Raw genomic sequence first — 11825 nt, forward strand, 5'->3', positions numbered from 1 at the left:
CTGGCAGAATCCTCGAGGAGGAATGTGTGGTTCAACGTAATAAACTCCGAAAAGCCGTTTTCCCCGTCGCCGGTCTCGGTACGCGTTTTCTTCCGGCCACGAAGGCCGTTCCGAAGGAAATGCTGACTGTCGTCGACAAACCGGTCATTCAATACGTCGTCGATGAGGCCGCTGAGGCGGGCATCGAGCATTTTGTCTTCGTGACCGGCCGCGGCAAGGGAGTGATCGAGGATTACTTCGACATTCAGTACGAACTGGAGCAGACGCTCAAGGCGCGCAACAAGAATGCCGAACTGACCCTGCTCTCCGGACTTCTGCCGAAGGCCGGCTCTGCAAGCTTTACCCGCCAGCAGGAACCCCTCGGCCTCGGCCATGCCGTGTGGTGCGCCCGCGACATCGTCGGCGCGGAGCCGTTTGCCCTGCTGCTGCCGGACATGATCATGCGCGGCGAAAAGGGCTGCCTCAAGGGCATGGTCGAACTCTTTGAAAAGACTGGCGGCAACATCATCGCCGTCGAGGAATGCGACGCGTCCCAGGCGCACAAATACGGCATTGTTGGCGTCGGCAAGACGCTGGAGGGCGGCTTCGAGATCACCGAAATGGTGGAGAAGCCAGCCAAGGGTACGGCGCCGTCCAACTTCTTCATCAACGGCCGCTATATCCTGCAGCCCGAGATCTTCGCGATCCTCGAGACGCAGGAACGGGGCGCCGGTAACGAGATCCAGCTCACCGACGGTATGCTCAAGCTCGCCAAGGACCAGGCCTTCGCCGGCTACCACTTCAAGGGCGAGACCTTCGACTGCGGCGCCAAGGACGGTTTCATCCTGGCCAATGTCTCCTTCGCCATCGAACGCGCCGACATCCGCCCGATGATCGAGGAACCGCTGAAGGCGCTGCTTGCGGCGCTGAAGTAGGCCGTCCGGCCTGCCAGACAAACGAACCGCGCCTGTCGAGGGCGCGGTTTTTTGTTGGCTGAAACGGGGTTATCGCTTGGCCGTCAGCCCGATCGAGGTGGTCAGAACGTCGCTGCCCGACGAGCCGTTCTGTTCCTTGCGCTCGTATTCGACATCGGTCGTCAGGTCGAGATAACGATTGATGCTCCAGGTGAGCCCGGCGCCTGTGGTGTAGGTCATCGAATCCTCGGACGAGGCGCTGCTCGGATAGCGCGTCCATTCGACGGTATTCGCCAGCCGCAGCACGAGGTTGCTGCGCAGCTGGTGCTGCACGGCGGAATTCAGCGCGTAGATCACCGAGCCGTTGAGGCCGGCCGTGGTCGAGGGATCGATGGTCGTCGACAGGCCCAGATCGACATTCGTTCCCTGGCGCGGCGACCAGGTGACATTGCCGTCCACGGTCAGGGCGGCGAGTTCGTCGAGACGCGAATCCTCGAAGCGCTGGCGCTCGTAGCCGATGCCCAGTTCCCCCTTGAGCTTGTCACCGAAATCGGCGGCTATCCCGGCCTTGGCCCCGTAGGTATCGGCCGAACGGGCATAGCCCGACGTGTCGCGCTTCTCGTCGTAGGTGATCTTGCCGATCGCCACCTCGACGAAGGGGGTGAGGGCAGGGGAAATCTCGTAGCCGACGCGGCCGCGCAACTCGCCGGCCCACCGGTCGCGATCGCTGAGGGTGAGGCTGGTGCCGTCGGAGAGTTCGGCATCCGAATATTGCAGGCGGGTGATATCGGCGGCGATCGTGCCGCGCAGCTGGCCGAAGTCATGCTCCACCGATACGCCGCCGGAATACTGGTGGATTCCCGATTGCACCGATGCCCCGGAAATGGCGTTCGGATCGTCGCTGTCCTCGCGGCTGAAGGCGTAGCCGCCCTTGATATGGGCGACGGTATCGTCGGCGAGGTCGAGGCGCAGATCGGCATTGAGGTTGGCGCGCGGATCGGTCGCGCCCTCGCCGGACAGGTTCTTCTGCCAGTAGCCTTCGCCGCCGATCGTCAGCTCGTGGCGCGACCAGTCGGAGGTCAGGCTTCCCTTGAGGCCGGTTTCGGAGAATGTGCGATTGGTCCGCTCGCCGCCGCTGTTGTTGCGCTCGTGGACGAGTTTCTCGGTGATGGAGGGGCGGAGCACCATGGTGCCGAGCCTGACCCCGTCACTGGCCACTTCGGCGTCGCGCCGCGTCCTGAGCGCCGTCGGATCGTCGAGTGTCGTCTCGCGCAGGTTCTGCCGACCGAAGTCGAGCGGCTGCGCGTTGGCATCCGGGTCCAGTTCCGGGTCGAGCGCCGCATCGCCTTCCAGCGGAGGCGTGTTGCCGTTCGGATCTCCGATGGTGGCTGTGGTGGTCGGATCCGTGCCGGTCCCGGTGGTGCCGGTTGCGCCGGTGGCATCGGTCGTCGCGGCCGTGGTCTGGTCGGCGGCCGTCGTCGTGTTCGTGCTGCTCCTGGGCAGCGGCGTCCACGTCGTCGTCGGTGCAAGTGTCTGCGCGGCGGCGGGCAGGCCAAGGCCGAGCAGGCCACAGCTCAGGAGACCGGCCGACAAGGCGGAAGCCCTGCGGCGCGCAGCTTCCGCTTCGGTCTTTGCGTTCTGAACCATCTGGACTTCGCTCGGCAATGCTGAAATGCTTACCCAAACGTAAAGCCTTGTGGTTAACGTTTGGTTGCGATCGCAGCGTTGGCTCAAAATGAGCTGTTCGGGCCGCAACGTGCAATGTTTCGCCGCTATGCTGTGCATGACATGCCCAGCCTGGGCGGGAATCTCCGTCATATTGTGGACACCGACAGACAAAAGCGTTAAAGAACCGGAATGATCAAGCGCGCTGTAAATCTCGTCGAAGCTGGAGCCATCGAATCGGCTCTCCGGGTGGTTTCAACCGAGCGAAACGGACTGGACGCCCTCGAGGCGGCCCTGACGGGCAGTCTGGCCGGTCCCTTTTGCAACGCCATCAGGGTGATCGGCGGAATTTCCGGCCGCGTGATCGTCACCGGCGTCGGCAAGAGCGGCCATATCGGCACGAAGCTCGCCGCGACCTTTGCCTCGACCGGGACGCCGTCCTTCTTCGTCCATCCGGTCGAAGCCAATCACGGTGACCTCGGCATGATCGCCCGCGACGATGTGATTTTGGCCATGTCCTGGAGCGGCGAGAGCACCGAGCTGCATGGCATCCTGTCCTATTCGCGGCGCTTCTCCATTCCGCTGATCGCCCTGACCTCCGGAGCAACCTCGACGCTCGCGCGCGAAGCCGACATCGTGCTTCTGCTGCCGAAGGAACAGGAAGCCTGTCCGCACGGCCTGGCGCCGACGACCTCGACCATCATGCAGCTCGCCATGGGCGATGCGCTGGCCATTGCGCTGCTCGAAGCACGCGGCTTCACGGCCCATGATTTCCGCACGTTCCATCCGGGCGGCAAGCTGGGTGCCATGCTCAGCCACGTCTCCGACATCATGCACACCGGCGACAGCATCCCGCTCGTTCCGGTCGGCACCGGCATGCCGGAAGCGATTACCGTTCTGTCGATGAAGCGGTTCGGTTGCGTCGGCGTGATCGACGAGGCGGGTGCGCTGTGCGGCATCGTCACGGATGGCGACATCGCCCGTCACCTCAGCATCAATCTCGGCGAAAGCATCGTCGACGACGTGATGACGCGCAATCCGAAGACGGTCAATTCCACGATGCTGGCGACGAGCGCCATGGGCATCCTCAACCAGCACAACATTTCGGCGCTGTTCGTCACCGAAGAAGACGGCACGCCGCTCGGCATCGTGCACTTCCACGACCTGCTGCGGATCGGCGTCGCCTGATCAGGCGGGTTCGACGGTCAGATCACGGCCGTTGCAGGAGACGATCCTGACCTTGGTGCCGACGGGCAGGTCCGGGCCCAGCACCGGCCAATGGGTGTCGTCCAGGCGGATGCGTCCGCGGCCTTCCGCGATGGGTTCCTGCAAGGTGGCGGTGCGGCCGACGAGGCTCGCGCCGCGCTGGTTCAGCAGGGGCTCGTCCGTTACCTGATCCGATTTCGACAGGAACCTGCGGCCGAGCAGGGTCGAGACAACTGCTAGCGCCGCGAAGACGAGCAGCTGGATCTGCCAGCCCCACAGGGCGCTCTCCCACAGCAGCAGCGACAGGACACCGGTGGCAAGCGCCCCGATACCGATCCAAACCAGGAAGACGCCCGGCAGCAGCAGTTCGGCGGCGAGCAGCAGCAGGCCGAGCAGCCACCAGCTCCAGGGACCGAGTTCGACGACCGCGCGGCTCAGCATGTTCAGTTCTCCCGCTCAGGCGCAAAGGGATTGATCACCGGCGTGGTGCGGGCAGGGGGCACCGGCGGCGCCACCGGACGAGGCTTGGGTGCCGAGGTCTGCTCGCCGAACACTTCGCGGGCGATGGCGCCGATCCCGCCGAGCGAACCGATCAGGCTCGAGGCTTCCATCGGCATCAGCACGATCTTGGAATTCGGCGCCGTGCCGATCGCGCTCATCGCCTCGGTGTATTTCTGCGCAACGAAGTAGTTGATGGCATTGAGGTCGCCGGCGGCGATCGCCTCGGACACCATGCGCGTTGCCTTGGCTTCCGCCTCGGCCAGCCGCTCCCTGGCTTCCGCCTCGCGATAGGCGGCTTCGCGCTGGCCTTCCGCCTGCAGAATGGCGGATTGCTTGGCACCTTCGGCGCGCAGGATCTGCGCGTTACGGAAACCTTCGGCTTCCAGCACCTGGGCGCGCTTTTCGCGCTCGGCCTTCATCTGCCGGCCCATGGCATCCACCAGATCCTTCGGCGGCTGGATGTCCTTGATCTCGACGCGGGTGACCTTGATGCCCCAGGGGCCGACGGCCTCGTCGACGACGCGCAGCAGCCGGTCGTTGATGACCTCGCGGTTGGACAGCAGTTCGTCGAGATCCATCGAGCCCATGACCGATCGGATATTGGTCATGGTGAGGTTGAGGATGGCGTTCTGCAGATCGGCAACCTGATAGGCCGCCTGGGCGGCATTAAGGATCTGGTAGAAGGCGACCGCATCGGCGGAAACGCTCGCATTGTCCTTGGTGATGACTTCCTGGGTCGGAACGTCGAGCACCTGCTCCATGACATTGAGCTTGGAGCCGATCCGCTCGATGAAGGGGACGATCAGGTTGAGGCCGGGTTCGAGCGTGCGCGTATAGCGGCCGAAGCGCTCGATCGTGTAGCGGAAGCCCTGCGGCACGGTCTTGATACCGGCAAAGAGAACGAGGATGACGAGCGCGACCAGCGCGATAACGACGATATCGGGACCTGCGAAAGGCATGGAAATCTCTCCTCATGGACGGCGAGCGAGCCGCAACCTGAATTACAAGTGGGCGATCCGGCGGCCGATAGCAAGATGAAGCGGCGGCAAAAGCGGTTCTACACGACCATGTTCGCCGGGAGATGTGTCCGATCTGAAAATGTTGCGTCCGTTTTGCCTGGGCGTTGTTTCAAACGGGGAAGTTCAACGGGAAGGGGCCGCGCATTGCCTGCGCGGCCCCTTCCTACTTCTGTGGCGTGAATGTTCTGCCGGTCTTCCGATCGGCTCAGAACTCTTCCCAGCTGTCGTTGGCGATGGCCGCATTGCCATGGCTGCGCATGGCGGGCGCGCTGCTGCGGGCCGGCTGGGCGTGCTGGACCGGACGGGAGGCAGCAGGCCGGCTCGGCTGGGCCATGCTGCGGGCAGTTGCGCGCAGGGCCGACGCCTGGGTCGTTGCCGCGCCGTTGATGGTGAACTGCGAGATCAGTTCCCTCAGTTTGGCCGCTTCGCTTGCCAGGGCGGCGGAAGCCGCGTTCGATTCCTCGACCATGGCGGCATTCTGCTGCGTGGTCTGGTCCATCTGGTTGACGGCCTGGTTGACTTCGGAGAGGCCGGTCGACTGTTCCTTGGCCGAGATGGCGATCGCGTCCATATGGGTGTTCATGTCGGCGATGAAGGTGCCGATGGTCCGCAGGGCCTCGCTCGCCTGGCGGACCAGGTCCACGCCACTCGACACCTCAGTCGAGGAGTTGTGGATCAAAGCCTTGATTTCCTTTGCCGCGTTCGCCGAGCGCTGGGCGAGTTCCCGCACTTCCTGGGCGACGACGGCAAAGCCCTTGCCCGCCTCGCCGGCACGTGCCGCCTCGACACCGGCATTCAAGGCCAGCAGGTTCGTCTGGAAGGCGATCTCGTCGATCACGCCGATGATGTTGGAGATCTGGCGCGAGCTTTCCTCGATCTTGCGCATGGCCTCTTCGGCCCGTCCGACGACTTCGGACGACTGGTTGGCCGAGGAATTGGCCTGCGATGCCACCGAGCGGGCTTCCTCAGTCCGCTTGGTCGAATTGAGCACGTTGGCGGTGATTTCCTCGACGGCGGCCGCGGTCTGCTCGAGGGCCGCTGCCTGCTGTTCCGTCCGCTTGGAGAGGTGGTCGGTGCCCGACGCGATTTCCTGGGTGCCCGTCTCGATCGTGGCGACGCTGTTGGTGATCGCCGCGAGCGTCGTGTTCAACTGCAGGACCGATTGGTTGAAGTCGTGGCGCAGGGCTTCGAAGTCCGGCGCGAAGGCTTCTTCGAGCTGGAAGGAGAGTTCGCCGGCGGCCAGACGCTTCAGTCCGTTGGCCAGGCCGGAGGTCGCGATGCGCAGGCGTTCGGCAGCCTCGGCTTCGACGCGCTGCTGCGCCGCGATCCGGTCTGCTTCGGCGTGCAGGCGGTTTTCCTCGGCCTCCGCCTGCAGGCGCTTGTTGGCGATGGCGGCCTCGCGGAACACCTGCATGGACGCGGCCATCTGGCCGATCTCGTCCTTGCCGCCCTGGTCGACGCTGACGTTCAGGTCGCCGTCTGCCAGACGGGAGGTGACATTGGCAAGGCGAGCCAGCGGGCGCGACACGAGCCGGAAGTTGAGGAAGCCCATCAGGGCGGCAACCAGGGCAACCAGGACCGAGGCCAGCAGGCTAATCAGTTCCACGGCCGACAGCGCCGCCGTCTCGTTGCTCGAGGCGATGTCGTTGCGTTGCTGCAATCCGGTGGTGGCGACTTTAAGACTGTCGTTGAAAGCAGAAATGAGCCTGGCACCGTCACCGGTCAGTTCGATAGCCCGGGCGAGTTCGACGGTCATTGGATCACGCATCAGGGCGATCTGACGATCGGCAATGGTCGCACGCCATTCACCAAGCCTGGCGATGGCTTCCTTCAAGGCCGGCAACTCGCTTGGCGCGTCTTCGGCGAAGCGTTTTTCCAACTCCAGCACTTCAACGCTGATCTTCGTCGAGGACTGATCCATCTCAGCAACGAAATCGCGGTTGCCGGTCAGAAGGAAGTTCTTCAGTGCCAGGTTGGATTGCACCATGTCGTCGGAAAGCTCGGCAGTCTTGGTCAGCAACTGGCCCATGGCGAGCTTGTCTTCGACCAGAGTCGTGGCCGTCGTGGCCCTGGTGTGGATGAAGCCGGAGGCGCCGATGGCGATGACCGCCAATATGCCGAATGCCGCGAAGCCCTTGGCGCTGACAGATATGTTCTTGATCATGATCTAACCCTAAATTGGTTCGCGGGATGTGACGATCGCACGGATGGGCTTTGGGAAACGGACTGCCAATCGACGATCTGCATTTGCGATTTCGCTCGGTCTCAGATTCCCACGGCCGCACGCCGCTCGAGTTCGGTCAGATTGAGTTCGACGGTGACCGCACCGATCGACTTCTTGTCCGCGCCCTGGGTCACTGTGAAACTGACCTGGCCGCGCCAGATCTTGGATTCGTCATCCCATTCCGGCGCGTCGATGAAGACGGCATCTCCGGAAACGTTGAAGGTCTTCTGAAACTTGTCCTCGTCGCCCTGCCAGAAGTCGCTGGTCACCGAACTCTGTCCGACATTGAGGCCGTTCTGGTCCATGACGAAGATTTCGGCGTAAAGACCGAGGGAGCGCCCCTGCAGGCGGGCGAGGTAAACCGACAGCGGATTGGACAAGGTCGCTGCAATCAGCGGCTTGTCGTCCTTCTCGCGTTCGGCGCGCCACTGCGCGTCAAGGGCGTCGATTGCGGACTGGGCGAGCTTCTGGTGCTGCTGGTTCTGGGCATTGATCGAGATCTGGACAATCTCGGAATCGATGAGCTTGCGCAGGTCTTCCAGAACGGCCGGCGTGACCAGTGCTTTGATGTTGGGCTCAGGCGATTGGGCCAAGGCTTGCGACACGGACAGCGCCAGTATCCCGGCGGCCAGAATTGTCTTGAGTTTTGCCATAAGTCTCTCCTTCTTGTTGCCAATTCTAGGAGTGACTTTTTAAATTAGCGTTAATGTTAAAAATTACCCATGAGAATTACCATTGAAAACCAATGGCTTAGTCTTTTTGAAGGGCGCTCTTTATAAGTAAAGACGCAACTTTAGGATGGTTGCAGGCGGTGTAGCCTTGCGCTGCATTCTTGGCGCAAGCCTCTGAAATATGACCGTCTTTCATACATGTGAGACGATCTGTGACACGCTTCCGAAAGCTTTCGGCCGAAGGCCAATTCCTTTCTGGGTTGCGTCTTGTGCTCGACCGAGCCTGTTTTTTCTAACAGGTCGGAACTCGCGGCATCCCCGCCTGGGGGAGGGCCAGGCGCGCTAGCGGCGACGCCTGGCGACGGGTGCAAATCACACCCAGCCCTGGAGCTCGCGGCGGACGACGGTCTCCAGCACGCCCATGCCTTCGGGACTGTCGTTCAGGCAGGGGATGTGGACGAATTTCTCGCCGCCATTGTGGTGGAATATCTCGCCTGCCTCGCCGGCGATCTCCTCGAGCGTTTCCAGGCAGTCGGAAACGAAGCCGGGATTCATGATGGCGAGGCGCCTGACGCCATCCTTGGCAAGCTTCTCCATCGTCTTGTCGGTATAGGGCTGCAGCCACACTTCCGGCCCGAAGCGGGACTGGAAGGTCACCATGAACTTGTCCTTCGGCAGGCCGAGGCGTTCACGCAGCAAGCGGCCGGTCTTCATGCAGTGGCAGTGATAGGGGTCGCCCTGCCTGAAATAGGACTGGGGAATGCCGTGGAACGAGGTGACGAGGATCTCCGGCTCCCAGTCGAGCGTGGCAAGCTTCTTCTCAACCGAAACCGCCAGCGCATCGATATAGGCCGGATCGTCATGATAGGGCGGCACGGTGCGCAGCGCCGGCTGCCAGCGCATCTTCATCAGGTGCTCGAAGGCCTTGTCGTTGACCGTGGCGGTCGTCGAGGCGGCATATTGCGGGTAGAGCGGGAAGAGCAGGATCTTCTCGCAGCCAGCGGCGTGCAGGGCATCAATCTTCGAGGCGATGGACGGCTGGCCATAGCGCATCGCCCAGTCGACGATGACGTTGGGGTAATCTTTCAGCGCTTTGGCCATGAGCTCTGCCTGGCTGCGCGTATAGGTCCGCAGATAGCTCTCGTCCTTGTCCTTGTTCCAGATCGCCTCATAGGCCTTGCCGACCTTCTGCGGGCGGGTGTTGAGCACGATGCCGAACAGGATCGGGTACCATTTCCACGGAGACCATTCGATGACGCGCCGGTCGGTCAGGAATTCCCGCAGATAGCGGCGCATCGACGTGTAGTCGGTGCCGTCGGGCGTGCCGAGATTGACGAGAAGCACACCGACCTTGCCGAAACGGACGGGCGGGTGATCGGCGGGGAGATTGGACATATCTGCGGTCATTTCAAAATCCTGCTGGTGACGCTGGATATCCACTACGATGGAGAGCACCTGAAGGATCATCTCTTAGTGCGTTTCCTGGCTCGATTGAAGCATTCTGTTGGCTCAAACGGAGTCGGGTCGTCGCCCGGCCGGCGCGCGTCGTAGCCCGCCCTACAGCCAAGTCGGCCGGGTGATCACGCGGCCGTTTCAGCCGACCCGAAGGGCCGGGCATCTTTCCGACAGGATCAAAGCGATCGTCTCGGACGTACCAAGGGGTACGGTCTTCGCCGACCGCCTTTGCCCTGACGAAAACCTGCTCCGGCAGAATGCTCAATCGAGCCAGGAAACGCTCGAAAGCAAAAGCCGGCCCGGGAAACCCCGAGCCGGCCTGCTGGGTGCGGCAAACCGCCTTATTTTGCGGGAAGCTCAAGCTCCTCGCCGACGCCGATCAGGTCGGGGTTCTTCAGCTTGTTGGCTTCGGCGATCTTCGACCACAGCATGCCGTCGCCATAGGTTGCGACCGCGATCTTCCACAGGCTGTCGCCGAGCGAAACCGTGTACTTCTTGGCTGCGGTCGCGACCGCTTCGGCCGCGGCCGGTGCGGTCGTGGCTGCCGGAGCCTCGGTCGTCGCCGCCGGGGCAGCCGCGCCGGCGACCTCGGTGATTCGGCCGTCGGTGTAGGGCTTGTAGGGGCTGTTCTTGGCGATGAAGTCGGCCAGCACGGTCTCGAGGCCCGGACCGAAGTCATAGGCATTCTGGCCGGCCGTGGCGAAGATCTTGTAGCCGTCGCCGCCGGCGCGCATGTAGTTGTTGGTGGCGACGCCGTAAAGCTTTTCGGGATCGAGAGCGACGAAGGCGTCGCCTTCCTTGACCTCGACCGAGACCACGCGGCTGCCAGCCGGCCTGGACTTGTCGAACGAGTATTTCAGGCCGGAGACCTGCGGGAAGCGCCCGGCGCCGTCCTCGATCTGGCTCAGACCGTTCTCCAGTGCCGCGACGATGTCGGAGCCCTTGAGCTTGAAGGTGGCGAGCGTGTTCTGGAAGGGCAGGACGGTGAGCGCCTCGCCCATGGTGACTGTTCCGGCATCGATCGATGCGCGCAGACCGCCCCCGTTCTGGATGGCGATCGTGACACCCTGGTCCTTGACGCGGTCGACCATGGCGTCGGCGACGAGGTTGCCCATCGAGCACTCGGCGGCGCGGCAGACTTCACGCGAGCCGTCGATCACGGCCGCGGTTTCGCCGATCTCCTTCTTCTTCAGTTCCTCGATCGGCGCGCCGAGTTCGGCCACCTTGGCGGTGTAGGCCGCATCCGGCGTGACCGAGGCATCGAGCAGCTTGGGAGCGCCTTCGGCGGTCTTCACCGCGCCGGCATCGTCGAACACGACCTTCAGGTCGCCAAGATATTTGGAATAGGCATAGGCCGTGACGATCGGCACGTCCTTGCCCGACGGGTTCTTCACCAGCGTCGGATAGGGGCCGGCGGCCTTCTCGTCGGTCGAGGAGAGGAGCGTGTGGCTGTGACCGCCGACGATCACGTCGATGCCGTCGACCGCTGCCGCGATGCGCTGATCGACGGTGTAGCCGACATGCGAGAGCAGGATGATCTTGTTGACGCCGGCCGCCTCGATCTCCTTCACGGCATCCTTCAGGTAACCGATCTCGTCGATGAAGAGCACGTCGTCGCCCGGCGACGAGGTTTCGTCGGTGTCGGTTGCGAGGACGGAAACGACCGCCACCTTTTCGCCGCCGAACTCCTTGATGATGTAGGGCTTGTACTTGTCGGCGATCGGCGTGTTGAGGCCGGCCAGCACATTGCCCGAGACCATCGGGAACTTCAGCGCTTCGATGAAGCGGGCCAGCTCTTCCGGACCGTCGTCGAATTCGTGATTGCCGATCGCCATGGCATCATAGCCGATGCCGTTCATGAACTCGGCGATCGGGGCGCTCTTGTAGGTGGTGTAGAAGAGCGAGCCCTGGAACTGGTCGCCGGCGTCGAGCACCAGCACATTGGCGTCCTTGAGTTCGGCCTTGCGGGTGTCGATGGCGGTCTTCATGCGGGCGACGCCGCCGAAGCACTCGTTCTTGCCGGCTTCCTCCGCCGAGCAGGTCGAATCGTACTTGTTGATCGCCTCGACACGCGAATGGAAGTCGTTGGTGTGCAGGATGTTCAGCTCGAAATCGGCAAGGGCACCACTGGCTGATAGGGCGAGCACGGAGGCGCTCAAGAGGCCAGATCGCAGGTGTTTCAACATCGCTT

9 protein-coding genes are annotated in these 11825 nt (G+C 62.9%); 2 read left to right on the forward strand and 7 right to left on the reverse strand.

The features are described 5' to 3' along the window. The first annotated feature begins 26 nt into the window (after nucleotides 1-26). A complete protein-coding gene (gene galU, locus AC07Y0_RS02565; RefSeq protein ID WP_498674232.1) occupies nucleotides 27-914 on the forward strand; it encodes a UTP--glucose-1-phosphate uridylyltransferase GalU in 888 nt (295 codons plus the stop codon). 69 nt (nucleotides 915-983) lie between these two features. On the opposite strand, the gene AC07Y0_RS02570 is transcribed toward galU, so the two are convergent. Next, nucleotides 984-2540: an outer membrane beta-barrel protein gene (locus AC07Y0_RS02570; RefSeq protein WP_498674234.1), complete on the reverse strand. Its 1557-nt coding sequence runs from the start codon at nucleotides 2538-2540 to the stop codon at nucleotides 984-986. A gap of 210 nt (nucleotides 2541-2750) precedes the next feature. On the opposite strand from AC07Y0_RS02570, the gene AC07Y0_RS02575 reads away from it, so the two are divergent. Further along, a complete protein-coding gene (locus tag AC07Y0_RS02575) occupies nucleotides 2751-3746 on the forward strand; it encodes a KpsF/GutQ family sugar-phosphate isomerase (RefSeq protein ID WP_498674236.1) in 996 nt (331 codons plus the stop codon). Here AC07Y0_RS02575 and AC07Y0_RS02580 read toward each other — a convergent pair whose 3' ends face one another. From AC07Y0_RS02580 to AC07Y0_RS02605, 6 genes are all read right to left on the reverse strand, one after another. Then, nucleotides 3747-4205 (reverse strand): NfeD family protein, encoded by a 459-nt coding sequence (locus tag AC07Y0_RS02580; RefSeq protein ID WP_498674238.1) that lies wholly within the window; start codon nucleotides 4203-4205, stop codon nucleotides 3747-3749. Between the two features lie 2 nt (nucleotides 4206-4207). Then, nucleotides 4208-5224, reverse strand: coding sequence for an SPFH domain-containing protein (locus AC07Y0_RS02585; RefSeq protein WP_498674239.1), 1017 nt, complete (start codon nucleotides 5222-5224; stop codon nucleotides 4208-4210). A 265-nt stretch (nucleotides 5225-5489) separates the two neighbouring features. Continuing rightward, nucleotides 5490-7448 carry a methyl-accepting chemotaxis protein gene (locus AC07Y0_RS02590; protein WP_498674241.1) on the reverse strand — a complete coding sequence of 653 codons (1959 nt, stop codon included), beginning with the start codon at nucleotides 7446-7448 and terminating at the stop codon, nucleotides 5490-5492. A gap of 101 nt (nucleotides 7449-7549) precedes the next feature. Next, complete coding sequence (locus AC07Y0_RS02595; RefSeq protein WP_498674243.1) at nucleotides 7550-8161, reverse strand: hypothetical protein; 612 nt, start codon at nucleotides 8159-8161, stop codon at nucleotides 7550-7552. Between the two features lie 390 nt (nucleotides 8162-8551). Next, entirely contained in the window at nucleotides 8552-9586 is a 1035-nt protein-coding gene (hemH, locus tag AC07Y0_RS02600) for a ferrochelatase (protein WP_498674245.1), read from the reverse strand. 389 nt (nucleotides 9587-9975) lie between these two features. Beyond that, complete coding sequence (locus AC07Y0_RS02605; protein WP_498674247.1) at nucleotides 9976-11820, reverse strand: 5'-nucleotidase C-terminal domain-containing protein; 1845 nt, start codon at nucleotides 11818-11820, stop codon at nucleotides 9976-9978. Nucleotides 11821-11825: the final 5 nt, after the last annotated feature.

The organism is Allorhizobium sp. GW101-3B10, assembly GCF_059424725.1.

What these genes read in the sequence shown, in the direction of transcription:
- AC07Y0_RS02595 (WP_498674243.1), bottom strand. Translation starts at nt 8,161, where the DNA reads ATGGCAAAACTCAAGACAATTCTGGCCGCCGGGATACTGGCGCTGTCC.
- AC07Y0_RS02570 (WP_498674234.1), bottom strand. Translation starts at nt 2,540, where the DNA reads ATGGTTCAGAACGCAAAGACCGAAGCGGAAGCTGCGCGCCGCAGGGCT.
- AC07Y0_RS02575 (WP_498674236.1), top strand. Translation starts at nt 2,751, where the DNA reads ATGATCAAGCGCGCTGTAAATCTCGTCGAAGCTGGAGCCATCGAATCG.
- AC07Y0_RS02580 (WP_498674238.1), bottom strand. Translation starts at nt 4,205, where the DNA reads ATGCTGAGCCGCGCGGTCGTCGAACTCGGTCCCTGGAGCTGGTGGCTG.
- AC07Y0_RS02590 (WP_498674241.1), bottom strand. Translation starts at nt 7,448, where the DNA reads ATGATCAAGAACATATCTGTCAGCGCCAAGGGCTTCGCGGCATTCGGC.
- AC07Y0_RS02605 (WP_498674247.1), bottom strand. Translation starts at nt 11,820, where the DNA reads ATGTTGAAACACCTGCGATCTGGCCTCTTGAGCGCCTCCGTGCTCGCC.
- hemH (WP_498674245.1), bottom strand. Translation starts at nt 9,586, where the DNA reads ATGACCGCAGATATGTCCAATCTCCCCGCCGATCACCCGCCCGTCCGT.
- AC07Y0_RS02585 (WP_498674239.1), bottom strand. Translation starts at nt 5,224, where the DNA reads ATGCCTTTCGCAGGTCCCGATATCGTCGTTATCGCGCTGGTCGCGCTC.